General features: G+C 74.5%; 17 protein-coding genes. 6 read left to right on the forward strand and 11 right to left on the reverse strand.

What is annotated here, in order from left to right; all coding sequences use genetic code 11:
* The first annotated feature begins 56 nt into the window (after positions 1-56).
* The 3 genes from EDD33_RS10515 to EDD33_RS10525 are packed head-to-tail and all read left to right on the forward strand — an operon-like array spanning position 57 to position 2,986.
* Positions 57-1,277 carry an MFS transporter gene (locus EDD33_RS10515; RefSeq protein WP_211332508.1) on the forward strand — a complete coding sequence of 407 codons (1,221 nt, stop codon included), beginning with the start codon at positions 57-59 and terminating at the stop codon, positions 1,275-1,277.
* A 9-nt stretch (positions 1,278-1,286) separates the two neighbouring features.
* Positions 1,287-2,252, forward strand: a complete 966-nt coding sequence (locus tag EDD33_RS10520) for an aminotransferase class IV (protein ID WP_123390693.1) — start codon at positions 1,287-1,289, stop codon at positions 2,250-2,252.
* Positions 2,249-2,986 (forward strand): sulfotransferase-like domain-containing protein, encoded by a 738-nt coding sequence (locus EDD33_RS10525; RefSeq protein WP_211332509.1) that lies wholly within the window; start codon positions 2,249-2,251, stop codon positions 2,984-2,986. The genes EDD33_RS10520 and EDD33_RS10525 overlap by 4 nt, the downstream gene beginning before the upstream one ends.
* Before the next feature lie 6 nt (positions 2,987-2,992).
* Here EDD33_RS10525 and EDD33_RS10530 read toward each other — a convergent pair whose 3' ends face one another.
* The 8 genes from EDD33_RS10530 to efp are packed head-to-tail and all read right to left on the reverse strand — an operon-like array spanning position 2,993 to position 9,334.
* Positions 2,993-3,769: an enhanced serine sensitivity protein SseB C-terminal domain-containing protein gene (locus EDD33_RS10530; RefSeq protein ID WP_123390694.1), complete on the reverse strand. Its 777-nt coding sequence runs from the start codon at positions 3,767-3,769 to the stop codon at positions 2,993-2,995.
* A complete protein-coding gene (locus tag EDD33_RS10535) occupies positions 3,766-5,121 on the reverse strand; it encodes a dihydrolipoyl dehydrogenase family protein (protein ID WP_123390696.1) in 1,356 nt (451 codons plus the stop codon). Before EDD33_RS10535 ends, EDD33_RS10530 begins: the two co-directional genes overlap by 4 nt.
* Entirely contained in the window at positions 5,118-5,747 is a 630-nt protein-coding gene (locus EDD33_RS10540) for a hypothetical protein (RefSeq protein ID WP_123390698.1), read from the reverse strand. Before EDD33_RS10540 ends, EDD33_RS10535 begins: the two co-directional genes overlap by 4 nt.
* A complete protein-coding gene (locus EDD33_RS10545) occupies positions 5,744-6,547 on the reverse strand; it encodes a DUF1206 domain-containing protein (RefSeq protein WP_123390699.1) in 804 nt (267 codons plus the stop codon). The genes EDD33_RS10540 and EDD33_RS10545 overlap by 4 nt, the downstream gene beginning before the upstream one ends.
* On the reverse strand, positions 6,544-7,620 hold the full coding sequence (locus EDD33_RS10550; RefSeq protein WP_123390701.1) for a GNAT family N-acetyltransferase: 1,077 nt from the start codon (positions 7,618-7,620) through the stop codon (positions 6,544-6,546). Before EDD33_RS10550 ends, EDD33_RS10545 begins: the two co-directional genes overlap by 4 nt.
* Before the next feature lie 59 nt (positions 7,621-7,679).
* On the reverse strand, positions 7,680-8,357 hold the full coding sequence (locus tag EDD33_RS10555; RefSeq protein ID WP_123390702.1) for a hypothetical protein: 678 nt from the start codon (positions 8,355-8,357) through the stop codon (positions 7,680-7,682).
* A gap of 3 nt (positions 8,358-8,360) precedes the next feature.
* Complete coding sequence (gene nusB, locus EDD33_RS10560) at positions 8,361-8,771, reverse strand: transcription antitermination factor NusB (protein ID WP_123390704.1); 411 nt, start codon at positions 8,769-8,771, stop codon at positions 8,361-8,363.
* The gene (gene efp, locus EDD33_RS10565) at positions 8,771-9,334 is read right to left on the reverse strand and encodes an elongation factor P (protein ID WP_123390706.1); all 564 of its coding nucleotides are present in this window, start codon (positions 9,332-9,334) and stop codon (positions 8,771-8,773) included. The genes nusB and efp overlap by 1 nt, the downstream gene beginning before the upstream one ends.
* 114 nt (positions 9,335-9,448) lie before the next feature.
* Between efp and EDD33_RS10570 the strand changes: the two genes are divergently transcribed.
* The 3 genes from EDD33_RS10570 to EDD33_RS10580 are packed head-to-tail and all read left to right on the forward strand — an operon-like array spanning position 9,449 to position 12,952.
* Complete coding sequence (locus EDD33_RS10570; protein ID WP_123390708.1) at positions 9,449-10,966, forward strand: family 14 glycosylhydrolase; 1,518 nt, start codon at positions 9,449-9,451, stop codon at positions 10,964-10,966.
* A 46-nt stretch (positions 10,967-11,012) separates the two neighbouring features.
* The gene (locus EDD33_RS10575) at positions 11,013-12,293 is read left to right on the forward strand and encodes an alpha/beta hydrolase (protein WP_123390710.1); all 1,281 of its coding nucleotides are present in this window, start codon (positions 11,013-11,015) and stop codon (positions 12,291-12,293) included.
* A gap of 14 nt (positions 12,294-12,307) precedes the next feature.
* On the forward strand, positions 12,308-12,952 hold the full coding sequence (locus EDD33_RS10580) for a class I SAM-dependent methyltransferase (protein ID WP_123390711.1): 645 nt from the start codon (positions 12,308-12,310) through the stop codon (positions 12,950-12,952).
* On the opposite strand, the gene EDD33_RS10585 is transcribed toward EDD33_RS10580, so the two are convergent.
* From EDD33_RS10585 to EDD33_RS10595, 3 genes are read right to left on the reverse strand one after another with little or no spacing between them, the layout of a single operon-like run.
* Positions 12,929-14,038, reverse strand: a complete 1,110-nt coding sequence (locus EDD33_RS10585; RefSeq protein WP_123390713.1) for a prenyltransferase — start codon at positions 14,036-14,038, stop codon at positions 12,929-12,931. The two genes, EDD33_RS10580 and EDD33_RS10585, sit on opposite strands and share 24 nt — an antisense overlap.
* Entirely contained in the window at positions 14,035-14,757 is a 723-nt protein-coding gene (locus EDD33_RS10590) for a class I SAM-dependent methyltransferase (protein WP_123390715.1), read from the reverse strand. The genes EDD33_RS10585 and EDD33_RS10590 overlap by 4 nt, the downstream gene beginning before the upstream one ends.
* Positions 14,751-16,013 (reverse strand): glycosyltransferase family 4 protein, encoded by a 1,263-nt coding sequence (locus EDD33_RS10595; protein ID WP_123390717.1) that lies wholly within the window; start codon positions 16,011-16,013, stop codon positions 14,751-14,753. Before EDD33_RS10595 ends, EDD33_RS10590 begins: the two co-directional genes overlap by 7 nt.
* Between the last annotated feature and the right edge of the window lie 114 nt (positions 16,014-16,127).

Raw genomic sequence — 16,127 nt, forward strand, 5'->3', positions numbered from 1 at the left:
CTAGCAGCCGGCCGACCCCGGCCCCCGCCGTCGCGACGACCTGGCACGATCGCCCGGTGCGACTCCCCCGCGGCCTCTACCGCGACCTGTACCGCGACCTGTACCGCGACCTGGCCCGCGGCCTCCCCGGCGTGCTCGCCGTGCTGATGACGGCGGGCTGGGCCGCCAACCTGTTCGCCTCGGTGATCCCGGTGCTGGCCGAGCAGGAGGGGTTCTCGACCGCGCTGCTCGACGCGGCGTTCGGCGCCTACGCGGTCGCCCTGCTGCCCGGCCTCTTCGGCGGCGGGGCGCTCTCGGACCGGGTCGGCCGGGCGTGGGTGGTGCTGCCGGGCGCCGGGCTCGTCGTCGCCGGGACGCTGGTGCTGATGGCGTTCCACGATCCCGCCGGACTGCTCCTGGGTCGGCTGGTGGTCGGCCTCGGGGCGGGACTGACCTTCGGCGCCGGCACCGCATGGGCCGGCGACCTCGGCGCGACCACCGGCACCGTGCTGGCCGGGGTGTTCCTGACGACCGGCTTCGCCGTCGGCCCGCTCTTGTCGGGCGCGCTGGCCCAGCTCGCACCCGCCCCGCTGGTGACGCCGTTCGTGCTCTCGGTCGCGCTCTCGCTGGCCGCCATCGGCTGGGCCGCGACCACCAGCGCGCCCGCGTCACGGCGGCTGCGCAACGCCGGGGGCGGACCGGTGCCCACCCTGGAGCACCACGACGCCCGCACCGCGCTGGCCTGGTCGCTGCCCGTGGGCGTGCTGGTCTTCGCGAGCGTGGCGCTGAGCATCGTCACGCTGCCGACCCGGCTGCCGCCCGCCGTCGACGGGCCCCTGCTGGTCGGCGTGGCCGCCGCGCTCGCGCTGGGCAGCGGCATCGTCGTGCAGACCGTCGCGCGCACCCGGTCGTGGGGACCCGGCGCCGGGGTCGCCGGCGCGCTCGCGGCGGCGGTCGGCTTCGCGCTGGTGGCGCTCGGCGGGGAGCGGGTCTCGCTGCCGCTGTTCGCGCTCAGCTGCGTGGTGCTGGGCACGGCGTACGGGCTGTGCCTGCGCGAGGGCCTGCTCGACGTCGAGACGCTGGCTCCGCCGGCGCGCCGGGGCACGCTGACCGGCACGTTCTACGTCGCGACCTACGTCGGCTTCGGGCTCCCGCTCCTGCTGACCTCGCTGCAGCCGGTCGCCGGCACCCGGCTCCCGGCGCTCGTGCTCGCGCTCGCCGCGCTCCTGGTGGCCGGCGTACGCCGCGCCCAGCTCGGCGGCGGCCACCCGGGCCGCCCGGGGCGCCCCGACTCCTAGGGTGACGCCATGACGAGCACCCCGACGCCGACCGGCAGCACGACCGGCAGCACCACCGGCACCCAGCACTCCTCCGGCGACCCCCGCAACGACGACGTCCTGGTGTGGGTCGACGGCGAGCTGCTCCCCCGCGCGCGGGCGGTCGTCTCGGTCTTCGACTCCGGGTTCGTGCTGGGCGACGGGGTCTGGGAGGGCCTGCGGGTCAGCGGCGGCCACCCGGTCTTCCTCGAGCAGCACCTCGACCGGCTCGAGGAGGGCGCGCGGGCGCTGCTCATCGACCTGCCGAGCCGCGAGCAGCTGACCGAGGCGGTCTACGCGACGCTGCGGGCCAACGACATGGTCGACGGCGTCCACGTGCGGCTGATGGTCACCCGCGGGGTGAAGTCGACGCCCTACCAGGACCCGCGCGTCACCGTCGGCCCCGCGACCGTGGTGGCGATCGCCGAGCACAAGGAGCCGCTCCCGGCCACCGTGACCGACGGCATCACGCTGTTCACCACCCACGTGCGGCGCGCCCACCCGGACACCCTCGACCCGCGGCTCAACGCCCACAGCAAGCTCAACGACGTCACGGCCTGCATCCAGGCCTACACCGCCGGGGCCGACGAGGCGCTGATGCTCGACCCCGACGGCTTCGTGGCCACCTGCAACAGCACCCACTTCTTCCTCGTCACCCGGGCCGGGGAGGTCTGGACCTCCGACGGCCGCTACTGCCTGGGCGGCATCACCCGCGCCAACGTGCTCGAGGTCTGCCGCCGCCACGACCTGCCCGCGCGCGAGCGGACCTTCAGCCTCACCGACGTCTACAACGCCGCCGAGGCGTTCGTGACCGGCACCTTCGCCGGCGTCGTCCCGGTGCGCACCGTCGACGGCCGCACCATCGGCACCGGCGTCCGCGGCCCGGTCGTGGAGCGGCTGCAGGGGCTCTACCAGGAGCTCGTCGCCGAGGACGTGGCCTCCCGGGGGGCCCGGTGACCACCACCGGCGCGGGGCGGCCCACCGTCCGGGTCGCGATGTGGAGCGGCCCGCGCAACCTCTCGACCGCGATGATGCGCTCCTGGGAGAACCGGCCCGACACCGTCGTGGTCGACGAGCCGCTCTACGCGGCGTACCTCCTCGCGACCGGGCTCGACCACCCCGGCCGCGAGGAGGTGATCGCCTCCCAGCCCACCGACTGGCGCCGCGTCGTGGCCGACCTCGGCCGGCCCGTCGGTGCCCCGGTGCACTACGCCAAGCACATGACGCACCACCTGCTGCCCGACATGGAGCTCGACTGGGTCGCCGGGTTCCGCAACGTGCTGCTGGTGCGCGACCCGGCCGAGGTGGTCGCCTCCTACGTCCGCTCGCGGGAGAGCTGCGAGCCCGAGGACATCGGGCTGCTGCAGCAGGAGCGGCTGCTCGAGGTGCTGCCCGACGACGTCCCGGTGGTCGACGCCGGCGACTTCCTGCGCGACCCGGAGGTGCACCTGCGGTGGCTGTGCGGCTGGCTGGGCATCCCCTTCACCGAGCGGATGCTGCGCTGGCCCGCCGGTCCGCGCGACTCCGACGGCGTCTGGGCGCCGCACTGGTACGACGCGGTGCTGCGCTCGACCGGGTTCGAGCCCTGGCGGCCGCGCGAGGTCGGGCTCGGGGCGCACGACCGCGCCGTCGCCGAGGCCTGCCGGCCGGCGTACGACCGGCTCCGGGAGCGTCGGCTGCGCCTGGTCTGAGGGGCCTCAGCCGGTGAGGAAGGGCGGCACGTGCGCGGTGAGCAGGGTGGCGCCGGGCGGACCGACGGTGACGTCGAGGGTGCGGCCCTCCAGGGCGCCGACGCACGCCTCGACCACCGGCAGCACCTCCTCGCGGGGTCGGGCGGTCGTGACGCCGAGCAGGTAGCCCTGCATGCCGTCCTCGTAGCGGATCCACCCCAGCGACGCCGTCGCGACCCCACCGAGGGCGGTGAACCCGTCACGCAGGCGCTCCACCAGCCCCTCGGGGACGTACGCCGGCTCGCCGACCTCGACCGAGGAGCCCTGCTGCGCGACCCGGTGGGTCGTGCCCGGGTCGACCCCGGCGAGCAGGTCGGACATCTCGGCGACGAAGAACTCCTTGCCGTGCCGGTTGGCCGGGTTGAGCACCAGGCCCAGGTTGTGGCCGACCAGCTGGCGCATCAGGTCGCGCCCGGTCGTGCCCCGCACCTCGAAGCCGGGCGGCATCTCGCCCTGGGTCTGGGTCCACTGCCGGCCCCACCAGGCCCCACGCACGGGGTGGGTGAAGGCCAGGCCGGCGCGACGGCGCTCGGCCAGCTCGGTCACGAGCGGCACGAACCCGCCGTCCTGCACGGTGCCGGGCACGCCGACCGAGGCGTCCATGAACGCCGCCACGAAGGCGGGGCCCGCCTCGCGGTCCTCGGGGTGGTCGGCCGCGTGGACGAGGAGCTGCTCGAGCGCGTTCTGCGGCCCCGGCTCCTGGGGGCCGTCGGGCGGACCGGGGGTGGCTCCGAGGGCGCTCACGCGTCGAGGTCCTTGAGGGCTTCCTCCACGGCGCGGTGCATCGTGGGGTAGGCGTAGATCATCGAGCGCAGCGTCGCCGTCGGGATCTCGGCGTGCACCGCGGTGGTGAGCATGCCCAGGACGTCGCCGCCGGTCGGGCCCATCACGGTGGCCCCGACGAGCACGCCGCGGTCGGCGTCCTCGACCACCTTGACCAGGCCCTGCGCGCGGTTGATCCAGCCGCGGGAGTTGGCCGCCATGTCCTGGGTGCCGACGCGGACGCGGAGGCCGGCGTCGCGGGCCTGCTGCTCGGTCATGCCGACGCCGCCGACCTCGGGGTCGGTGAAGGTCACGTGCGGCACCGCGCGGTAGTCCGCGCGCGGCGCGTCGTCCTGCGCGAGGACGTCGGCGACGCAGATCGCCGACTGGTACATCGACAGGTGGGTCCAGGCGCCGTGGCCGGCCACGTCGCCGATGGCCCACAGGCCCTCACCGGCCCGCATCCGGTCGTCGACCTCGATGCTGTGAGCGGCCGGGTCGAGCCCGACGGTCTCCAGGCCGAGGTCGTCGAAGTTGGGACGGCGACCGGCGGCGACGAGCAGCTTCTCGGCCTCGACGGTCTGGTCGGCCAGCCGGACGCTGAAGCGACCCTCGGCGTAGGACACCTGCTGGATGTCGACGTCGGTGAGCACCTGGATGCCCTCGGCGGCGAAGACCGAGCCGAGCAGGTCCCCGGTCTCCGGCTCCTCGGGGCCCAGCAGCCGGGGGCCCCGCTCGAGCACGGTGATCCGCGTGCCGAACCGGGAGAACGCCTGGGCGAGCTCGGCTCCGATGGGACCGCCACCGATGACGACCATCGACGCCGGGGCCGACTCGGCGCGCAGCACCTCGCGGTTGGTCCAGTACGGCGTGTCCGCCAACCCGTCGACCGGGGGTGCGCTCGGCGACGTGCCGGGGTTGAGCACCACCCCGCGCCGCGCCTCGAACACCTCGCCGCCCACCTCGACGGTGCGCGGACCGCTGAGACGGGCGTGGCCACGGACGAACCGCACGCCGGCGTCCACGAGCCGGTCGACGGCGACCTGGTCGTCCCAGCCGTCGGTGGCCTCCTCGCTGATCCGGCGGGCCACCACCGCGAAGTCGGGGCGCACCTCGACGGTGCCGGCGAGGTCGGGCACCCGTCCGGCCTCGGCGAGCGCGTCGGCCGCCCGGATGATCATCTTGCTCGGGATGCAGCCGTAGTAGGGGCACTCGCCGCCCACGAGACGCTCGTCGATCCCGACCACGTCGAGACCCGCACCCGCCAGCTGTGTCGCCGTCGCCTCGCCACCGGGGCCGAGCCCCACCACCACCACGTCGCACGTCGTCGTCATGCCCGTGAGTCTGGCACCTCGACGGTGGTCGTCACCGCGGTGACCGAGGGCCGTTCGGGCGTCGAGCCGAAGCCGAACCCGGGCTCGGGGGCGACCGGCGCCAGCGTCCCCAGCTCGTGGCCGCGCCAGCGGCCGACCAGCCCGGTCACGGCGTGCAGGTCGGTGGCGCCGTAGAACTCGCGGCGGCCGTGGCCGGCGCTCCCCCGCGTGCGCACGCCGCGCAGCGCGACCCGAGCGACGGGGTCGGTCAGGCCCGACCACCACGGGGCGGTGGCGAGGCGGCGCGGGACGAGCCGCAGCAGCCGGCCCAGCGGCGTACGACGGCCGAGGTCGAGCTGCAGCGAGAGCTCGGGGCCCTCGACGCGCCACGCCCCACCGGAGACCTGCACCGCCACCGGCCCGATCACCACGCGGTCGAAGCGGTAGGTCAGCGCCACGAAGTCGGCGACGGCGGGGTCGGGAGCCAGCAGCACGCGGGTGCCGTCGGCCTCGGCCACCATCACGTCGGCGAACGGTCCCAGCGGGCTGCACGGCCAGTGGCCCACCACGACCCGGACGCCGCTGCTCGAGCCGACCCCGGCGATCTGGCCGGCGAACCGGTGGCGGGTGCGCCCTGCCCGGCTCACCGGTCGTGGTGGCGGGCGAGGACCAGGCACCAGGCGCCGAAGCACCACAGGCCCACGCCCACGAGCGCGATCAGCACGGCGCCGTAGGGCTCCTGGAGCACCTGCTGCAGCGCCTGGTCGAGGCCACCGCCCTTGCCGGAGCGGTGGGTGACGCCGGCGACCACCGTGAGCAGGCCGACCAGCACCAGGGAGAGCCCCTTGCCGACGTGGCCGACCTGGCCGACCCTCACGAAGGCGGTGCCGAGGTCACCGGCCTGGCCGCGGGCGGTGATCTCGTCGGTGAAGGCGCGGGTCCAGCCCTTGCGCAGCAGCGTCGCGGCGTACGCCAGGACCCCGAGGCCCGCGAGCGCGACCAGCCACTGCCCTCCCGGCCAGCCCATCACGGTGGCGGTCCAACCGCCCGACCTCCCCGATCCGGACCCGAGGGCCACCTTGACCGCGGTGAACCCGATGACGGCGTAGACGACGGCCTTGCCGATCGAGACGACCCGCTTCCTGGTCCGCTGGTCGCCCTCGTGCCGGTGGCCGAACCCGGCCTCGACCACACGCCAGACGACGAGCAGCAGCATGCCCAGGGCGACCGCCCACACCATGGTGCGGCCGAACGGCTGGCGGGCCAGGGTGTGGAACGCGCCGTCGGTGCTGGCGTCCTCGTTGGGGCCGCCGAGGGCGAGCTGGACGCAGAGCCAGCCCAGCAGCAGGTGCACCACGCCGTACGCGACCATCCCGGCCCGGACCAGGTGGTCCATCGAGGTGCTGCGCTCGGCCTGCTCCCCCAGGGCCTGGACGTCGTCGTTCACGACGTCGCGCCGTCCGGCTGCTCGATCTCCAGGTCGCGGAACCACGACTCGGTGACGTAGTCGGTGGTCCACCCCATCGAGGTGTAGAGGCCGTCGGCGCCCGTCGGGGAGTCGTCGTCGACCTCGAGCCCGACCCGGTCGCGGCCGCGGCGCGCGGCGTCGGCGATCACGGTGTGGAGCAGCGCCTTGGCCACGCCCCGGCCCCGGGCGTCGCGGTGGACGCCGATGTAGTCGACGTAGCTGCCCTCGTGCCCCGCCGGGCCCTCCGGCAGCACGGTGCTCACCACGGCGCCGGCGGCGAGCTGGCGCCCGTCGACCTCGACGAAGGCCAGCCACCAGTGGTCCCAGCGGTGGCCGGGGTCCTCGCGCAGCCGCTGCACGAACTCGGGGAAGCTCTCGCGGTAGGAGTTGAAGTGGTCCTCGAAGGAGCTCTCCAGCATCTCGTGCACGATCTGCAGGTCGCCGGCCACCGGCAGGTCGTTCTCGTGGCTGTCGACCCGGCGGATGGTGACGCCCTCGCGCGGCGCGGGCAGCTCCTCGGCCTCCGAGGGCAGCACCGGTCGCGACATCTGCAGCCAGGTGCGGCGCAGCTCGTAGCCGGCGTCGCCGAGCCAGCGGCGCTGCACCTCGTCCTCGGCGAAGGGGCTCGCGTCGAGCCGGGTCGCGGTGGTAGCGCGCAGCCGGCAGATCTCCGTCGCCTGCTCCGCGACGAAGGCGTACGCCGCCCCGGCGACCCGGTCCTGCGTGGCCCGGTCGAGCCCGCGGTCGAGGTAGACGTGCAGCATGGTGCGGCCCGCCGCCCGGTCGTGGACCACTACCCAGCCGCGCACGCCGCCCTCGGGGTCGACCAGCACGACCTGCCGACGGGTCCAGGACGCGGGCCCGGCGACCTCGGACTCCACCGCCTCGCGGTCCACCGAGGCCGAGCCGGTCCAGGGCCGCTTGTCGGCGGCGCGGAGGTCGACCAGCGCACCGAGGTCGTCGAGCTGCGGCAGCCGGGCCGTCCAGCCGTCGGGGAGACCGGCCAACGAGCGCGGGGACGAGGTGGGGTCGGCGGGCTGCGGCGAGGTCACCGGGGCATTGTGCCGGAGTGGTGCCCGGCCGCGCGCGACTCGGGGCCCCGGCGGCGCGTTCAGCCGCACAGCGCGAGGAGCTGACGGGCGACCGGGTCGCGGCGGGCGGCCGCCCTGCCCGTCGCGTCGCAGGCCACCCGGCCGGTGGTGAAGCGCTCCACGAGCAGCCCGGTGCCCACGACGTCGGCGGCCGAGCCGTCGGTCGTGCTCGGCGGCCCGCAGACCCGGGCGGTCCAGTCGAAGGGGCGGGCCCGCGTCGCGGCGTACGCCACCACCCGACGGGGGCGCTGCGCCGCCCGGGACACCTGCAGCCGCGTCGCGAAGGTCTCCGACAGCGGGCCGGTCGACCCGCCCGGGAGGGCCGCTGCCACCCGACGCAGCACGTCCGCGTCGACGCGGCCGCCGTCGGGGGCCCGCACCCCGGGGCGCAGGTCGAGCACCCGCCGCAGCGTCACGGGCACACGACCCCGTCGGCCCGGCCCGAGGGTGAGCGGCAGCGCGTAGAGGACCACCCGCGTCCCCCGGCGTACGTCGGTCCGCTCGGTGGGCTCGAACCCGGCGACCGCGCAGGCGGCGACGGTGCCCGACGGGGAGGACGAGGAGGACGCCGGGTCGGTCGGCCCCTCCCCGGGCCGGTCGGTGCCGGCACACCCGAGCAGCCCGGTCAGCAGCGCCACCACGAGCGCGGCCACGAGCGCGGCCGGCAGCGGCCTCGGCCGCGCCGCCCGACCGTGCACCGGCTAGGCCTGGCCGACCAGCTGCTCGCGGTCGCGGACGATGTTGCCCAGGACACCGTTGACGAAGGCGGGCGACTCGTCGGTGGACAGGTCGCCGACCAGCTTCAGGGCCTCGGAGACCGCGACCGCGTCGGGCACGTCGTCGACGAAGAGGATCTCGAAGACGGCCAGGCGCAGCACGTTGCGGTCCACGGCCGGCATCCGCCGCAGCGTCCAGCCCTGGGCGTAGTCGGTGATCACCTCGTCGAGGCGGTGCCGGTGCTCGTAGACGCCGTCGACCAGCCGCTGGGTGTACTCGTTGACGGGGCCGTTCTCGGCCTGCTCCGCGAGCAGCTCGGCCGCCGGGCGGGAGCGCATGTCCGCGGCGTACACCGCGTCGAGCGCCCGCTTGCGGGCCTTGGAGCGGGCTGCCATCAGGAGCTGACGCGACCCAGGTAGGAGGAGTCGCGGGTGTCGACCTTGATCCGCTCGCCGGTGGTGATGAACAGCGGGACGCTGACCTGGGCACCGGTCTCCACGGTGGCGGGCTTGGTGCCGCCGGTGGAGCGGTCGCCCTGCAGGCCGGGCTCGGTGTAGGTGACCTCGAGCTCGACCGAGGCCGGCAGCTCGATGTAGAGGACGCGGCCGTCGTTGGTGGCGACGATCGCCTCCTGGTTCTCGAGCATGAAGTCGGCTGCGCCGCCCACGATCTCGGGGGCGACCTCGAGCTGGTCGTAGGTGCCGGTGTCCATGAAGACGTAGGACGTGCCGTCGTTGTAGAGGTACTGCATCGTCCGCTTGTCGACGGAGGCGACCTCGACCTTGACGTCGGCGTTGAAGGTCTTGTCGACCGTCTTGCCCGACTCGATGTTCTTGATCTTGGTGCGCACGACCGCGCCGCCCTTGCCGGGCTTGTGGTGCTGGAACCACATGACCTGCCAGAGCTGGCCGTCCAGCTTGAGCACCATGCCGTTCTTGAGGTCGTTCGTCGTCGCCATGCGGAGGATCTCGCGTCTCTTCGAGGGGTCGTGGGGGCGCCGGCCCGACCTGGGGTCGCACAGGCACAGCGGCCGAGTCTAGCCCGTGCCCGCTCCGCGACTTAGGGTGGCGCGATGCGCATCGCCCCGTTCTCACGGACGGTCCCCCGGCTCCTGGCCGGGCTCACCGCCGCCGCCCTCACCACGACCCTGTTCGCGGCCCCCGCGGACGCGGCCCCCGATGGTCCCCGCCCGCCCGGCAACGTCGCGCAGGGCAACCCCGACTTCACCGCCAACGTGATGGCGCCCCTGAAGGTCACCGACTGGGCCGACTTCCGTCACGACCTCGACGTCGTCGACTCCTACGGCGTCGACGCGGTCAGCGTCGACGTCTGGTGGGGTGACGTGGAGAAGCGCGACAACCGCTTCGACTGGGCCTACTACGACCGCGTCTTCGCCGAGATCACGCGGGCGGGCCTCGACATCGCGCCGATCCTGTCCTTCCACCAGTGCGGCGGCAACGTCGGCGACGACTACACCAGCCTGCTGCCGTCGTGGCTGTGGCCGAAGTACGCCGGCCGCTCCTACCGGGGCGTCAAGATCGGGCCGAACGGCCTGCAGCACCGCAGCGAGCAGGGCAACTACTCCCCCGAGACCGTCTCCGGCTGGGCCGACAACCTGGTCGCCGGGGAGTACCGCGACTTCACCAAGGCCTTCACCCGCCACTTCGACGGCAGGTTCGGGCGGGACGTGACCGAGGTCAACGTCTCCCTCGGCCCCTCCGGCGAGCTGCGCTACCCCTCCTACAACAGCCACGACACCGGCTCGGGCTACCCGACGCGTGGCGCGCTGCAGTCCTACTCGCCACTGGCCAAGCAGGACTTCCGCCGCTGGACGTTGCGCAAGTACGACAACCTGCGCAAGGTCAACCGGGCGTGGGGCACGAGCTTCCGCACCCGCACCCAGATCGCCCCGCCGCGCGACGCCGACGCCTTCTTCGAGGACGGCACCTACGCGAAGCAGCGCTACGGCACCGACTTCGTCGACTGGTACAACGCCTCGCTCGTGGACCACGGCCGGCGGATGCTGACCACCGTCACCCGGGCGCTGGGAGACGGCTTCCGCTACGCCGACATCGGCTACAAGGTGCCCGGCATCCACTGGCAGATGGGCCAGGGCTCGCCGTACCCCCGCGCCACGGAGGTCACCACCGGGCTGATCCGGACCAGCGTCGACGAGCAGGCCTGGTCCACCGGGCACGGCTACGCCCGCATCATCGAGCTCGCCGGCCGCGTCCCCACCCGTCGCGACGTCAAGATGCACTTCACCGCGCTCGAGATGGACGACAACGACCCCGGGGAGCCGTTCAACGGTCAGCGCCCCTACTCCCTGGCCAAGACCCTGGTCGGCTGGATCGGGGACTACGCCGCGCGCGTCGGCACCGACCTCAAGGGCGAGAACGCCCTCAACGGCGGGCTCTACTCCGAGCAGGGCTGGGCCAACATCCAGGAGGCCTTCGACCGGTGGGGCTACCTCGGCCTGACCGTGCTGCGGATGCAAGACGTCTCCCGCGACGAGGACGAGATCGCCGACTCGCCCTACCCGCTGCCGATGCAGTGGTACGCCGCGTTCATCGAGCGCCAGCGGGGCTGACGAGACGCCTCCCACGCTACTGAACCACGTTCGGTAGCGTGGGGGCATGTCGCTCCGCCACCGGCAGCTGCTCGCCCTCGCCCTGACCGCCAACGCGCTGCGCCCGCTGCGCCGCGTCGGGGCCGGGGTCCCGGCCTTCGTCGCCGGCTGGATGACCAGCGAGCTGGCCCCCCAGCTGCTCGCGACGACGGCGCTCGACGCCGCGGCCGAGCTGACGCTGCGGCGCGGCCGGCGCGGCCGCACCGACCGGGCGGGCCTGGCCCTGGCCGCGGTCACGGCCGCCGGCCTGGGGCTGATGGTGCGCGAGTCGCTGAGCGCGGCACGCCGCATCGAGTCCACGCTCGACGACGGCCTGGGCACCGACTACCTCGACGTGCTCGACGAGCCGCCGACCCGCGAGGACCTGCGGCTGCACCTGCGCGAGCTCGCGCACCCCTTCCGCCTCGACGACCCGGGGGTCGAGGTGGTCCGCGACGTCTCCTACGTGCCCGGGGTCGAGGCCCGTCGCGCGCGGCTGGACGTCCACCGCCCCGTCGGCGTCGACCTCGACCGGGCGCCCGTCCTGGTGCAGGTGCACGGCGGCGCCTGGACGCTCGGCAGCAAGGAGACCCAGGGCCTGCTGCTGATGAACCGGATGGCCCGGCGCGGGTGGGTCTGCGTCGCGGTGAACTACCGGCTGGCCCCCAAGCACCCCTTCCCGGCGCAGGTCGTCGACGTCAAGCACGCCCTGGCCTGGGTGCGCGAGCACATCGGGGAGTACGGCGGCGACCCCGACTACCTCGTCCTCACCGGCGGCTCCGCCGGCGGTCACCTCGCCTCCCTGGCCGCGCTCACGCCCCACGAGACGCAGTGGCAGCCCGGGTTCGAGGACGCCGACACCAGCGTCGCGGCCTGCGTCCCCTTCTACGGCGTCTACGACGTGGGCGGGCTGACCGGGGACCGGCCGGCCGTCGCCATGCGCGACAAGTTCCTCGGACCGAAGGTGTTCCAGCGCGACCCGGCCGAGGACCACGAGATCTTCGAGCAGGCCTCGCCGCTGGCACGGGTCACCCCCGAGGCGCCGGACTTCTTCGTGCTCCACGGCGACGCCGACACCCTCGTCGACGTCCGGCAGGCCCGCGCGTTCGTCGCCCGGCTGCGCGAGGTCTCCCGCGCCAGCGTGACCTACGCCGAGCTGCCGGGCGCCCACCACGCCTTCGAGGTCTTCAGCTCGATCCGCAGCCAGCACACCGTGCGGGCCGTCGAGCGGTGGCTGCTGCACCACCGCGCCGTGTGGAGCCGCGAGCGGACCGAGCAGGGTCCCGGCACCACCTCGGCGAGCGCGTGAGCACCGGATCGCCGATGGACGCGGACCTCCTGGAGCACGCCCGTGCCGCCACGGGGTTCATGCCCGAGGACGAGGGCGACCTGCTGCACCGCACGGCGGTGGCCCACCTCGCCGACGGCCCCGGCCTCGAGGTCGGGACCTACTGCGGCAAGTCCGCGATCTACCTCGGCGCCGCCGCCCGGGCGAGCGGCAGCGTGGTGTTCACCGTCGACCACCACCGCGGCTCGGAGGAGAACCAGGCCGGCTGGGAGCACCACGACACCTCCCTGGTCGACCCCCGCACGGGTCTGATGGACACGCTGCCCCGCTTCCGGCGGACCCTGCACGACGCCGGGCTGGAGGCCGAGGTGGTCGCCGTGATCGGCCGCTCCACCACCGTCTCGGCGCACTGGCGCACCCCGCTGGCGCTGCTGTTCGTCGACGGCGGGCACGCCGAGGAGCACGCGCAGGCCGACTACAGCGGGTTCGCGCGCTGGGTGCAGCCGGGCGGCGCGCTCGTCGTCCACGACGTCTTCGAGCACCCCGAGGACGGCGGCCAGGCACCGTTCCACGTCTGGGAGCGGGCGGTCGCCGGCGGCTGCTTCACGCCGGTGGAGACGGTCGGGTCGATGCGGGTGCTGCGGCGCAGCGCCGGCTCAGCGGGCGAGGACGTCGGCTGAGGCGCCCTCGGCGCACCCGCACTCCAGGGCCAGCTCGTCGAACGGCGGCGCCAGGTCCTCGCCGCGCATGATCCCCGAGCCGGGCGTGGTCCGCGACAGCGCGTCGACGGCCAGCACCACCGCGGCCGCGGTGTAGGTCGTCTCCTCGCGCGGCCAGACCACCTCGTCCTCGTAGACGTAGCCGGTCCAGTAGCCGCCCTCGTCGTTGCGCAGGTGCTGCACGTCGGCCAGCAGCCGGGTGGCGCGCTCGTGGTCGTCGAGGCAGTCCAGCGACAGCACCAGCTCGCAGGTCTCCGCGCCGGTCACCCACGGGTTGGTGTCGACGCAGCGGATGCCCAGCCCGGGCACCACGAAGTCGTCCCAGCGGGCGTCGACGAGCGCGCGGCCGGGGGCCCCGCGGACCGCGCCGCCGAGCACCGGGTAGTACCAGTCCATGGCGAAGGTGCGCTTGTCCAGGAACAGGTCGCGGTGCTCGCGCAGCGCGTGGCCCAGGCGCCCACCGGCCAGCTCCCAGTCGGGCTGCGGCTCCCCCACCAGCTCGGCGAGCGCCACCCCGGCGCGCAGCGCCTGGTAGATGCTCGACGACCCGGCGACGAGGGCGTCACGGTTGACGCGGGCGGGTCGGTCCCCGTCGTACTCCTGCGACCAGGCGATGCCGCCCCAGGGCAGCTGCAGGCCCACGACGTAGTCCAGCCCGGCGCGGACGACCGGCCACAGCCGCTCGACGTAGTCCAGGTCGCGGCGCAGCCGCCAGTGGTGCCACAGCCCCACGGCGAGGTAGGCGCACATGTTGGTCTCTCCGCTCGCGTCCTCGACGCGGCCCTGCACGATCCGCATCGGCCACGAGCCGTCGGCGCGCTGCCACCGCGCGCACCAGTCGTACGCCGCCTCGGCGGTCGCCACCTCGCCGCCGACCAGCGCGCCCATTGCCGCCTCGACGTGGTTCCAGACGTCGGTCTGGGCGCCGGGGCTCCACGGGATCGCGCCGTCGGGCTCCTGGGTGCGGGTGATCGAGCGGGCGGTGGCCACGACCTGCGCGGCGCTCAGCAGCCCGGGCAGCTCCGGGACCGGGTGCGTCCCGCTCATGCCGGCTTGCGGAGGTAGAGGACCATGCTCTTGCCGATCAGCGGGTTCAGCGCCCGCTCGGCGGCCCGGGTCAGCACGCTGACGCCGCGGGTCCGCATGATGTCCCAGACCAGGAGCTGGTGGTAGCCGCGCACGAGCGGGTGGCGCTCCTTGGTGGTGCCGACGGCGCACTTGATCCACCAGTACGGCGCGTGCAGCGCGTGGGCGTGGTCGGTGCCCTCGTGGACCATGCCGGCGGCCTCGAGCTTGCCGACCAGCTCGGTGCCGGTGTAGATCCGGATGTGCCCGCCCTCGTTGGCGTGGTACTCGTCGGAGAGCGCCCAGCAGATCCGCTCGGGCAGCCACCGGGGCACCGTGACGGCCATGGTGCCGCCGGGGCGCAGCACGCGCACCAGCTCGCGGATGGCGGTCACGTCGTCGGGGATGTGCTCGAGCACCTCGGAGGCCACCACCCGGTCGAACTCGCCGTCGGCGAACGGCAGGCCCAACGCGTCGCCCTGCTTGGTGTCGGCCTCCGCGCCGGCCGGCACCTCGCCGGCCTCGCGCATCGCGGCGAAGATCTCCGAGACGCCCGACAGCTCGTCGGCATCCTGGTCGAGCGCGATCACGTCGGCGCCGCGGCGGTACATCTCGTAGGCGTGGCGTCCTGCGCCGCAGCCCATGTCGATGACCCGCTCCCCGGGCCGGAGCCCGAGCCGGTCGAAGTCGACGGTCAGCATCCTGCGTCCTCCTGTGCGTGCTCCGGTCCGGGCGTCCGCGCCCGCACCACGTCCTCGTACGCCGCGACGGTCGCCTCGGCGACCGCCCGCCAGCTGAACCGCTCCAGCACCCGGCGGCGCCCCGCGGCACCCATCCGGGTCCGGCGGTCGGGGTCGTCGAGCAGCGCGGCGAGCGCCAGCTCCAGCTCGCCCACGTCACCGGGGGCGACCAGGTCGGCACACTCCCCGTCGGGGCCGACGACCTCGGGGATGGCCCCGGCGCGGCTGACCACCAGCGGCGTCTCGCAGGCCATCAGCTCGGCCGTCGGCAGCGAGAAACCCTCGTAGAGCGAGGGCACGCAGGCCAGCTCGGCCGAGCCCATCACCTCGACCAGCTCGGCGTCGCTCAGCCCGTGGACGAACGACACGTGCTCGGCGATCCCGAGGCTCTCCAGCAGCTGCTCGGTGCGGCCGCCCGGCACCGGGCGGGTGACCAGCAGCAGGTGCACCTCGCGCTCGACGCGGAGCTTGGCGAAGGCCTCGAGCAGCGTCGCGATGCCCTTCATCGGGGCGTCGGCGCTGGCCATGGCCAGGATCCGTCCCGGCACCCGGGGGGCGGTCGGCGGCACGAAGCCGGCGTCGACGCCCAGCGGGATCACCGTCACGTCGTCGCCGTCCACGCCGAAGTCGCGCACGATGTCGCGGCGGCTGGACTCCGAGACGGTCACGATGCGCTCGCAGGCCCGGGCCACCGCTCCCTGCATCCGCAGGAAGGAGTACCACCGGCGCAGCGTCAGCCGGCGCCGACGGCTGGGGGCCGCGGCGAGGTCGACCTCGCGGTCGACGGTGATCGGGTGGTGGATGCTCGTCACCATCGGCAGCAGCCGCTGCACGTCGAGCATGCCGTGGCCGAGCGTCTGGTTGTCGTGCACGACGTCGAAGTCGGCGACGCGCTCGGCCAGCACCCGTGCCACCCGGCGGCTGAAGGTGCGCGGCTCGGGGAACCCGGCCGTCCACATCTCCAGCACCTCGCTGACGTCGACCAGGTCGCGCAGCTCCGAGGGCCGCGGCGTGCGGAACGGGTCGGGCTCGCGGTAGAGGTCCAGGCTGGGCACCGCGGTCAGCCGCACCCCCGGGTCGAGCTCGGGGTAGGGCTGGCCGGAGAAGACCTCCACGCTGTGGCCCAGGGCGACCAGCTCACGGCTGAGGTGCCGGACGTAGACCCCCTGGCCGCCGACGTGCGGCTTGCTGCGGTAGGACGTCAACGCGATGCGCACGAAGGGAGCCTCCTTGGGCGGTGAGGGCGGGGCGAGCGTAACTGAACGCGTGTCGATAGCCGGACGGCGGTCTCGGGCCCGTCGAGCCCGGGTCCCCGCCGGCCGAGCGCGTCG

Origin of the sequence: Nocardioides aurantiacus, from assembly GCF_003752505.1 — a bacterium.
Taxonomy (GTDB): domain Bacteria; phylum Actinomycetota; class Actinomycetes; order Propionibacteriales; family Nocardioidaceae; genus Marmoricola; species Marmoricola aurantiacus.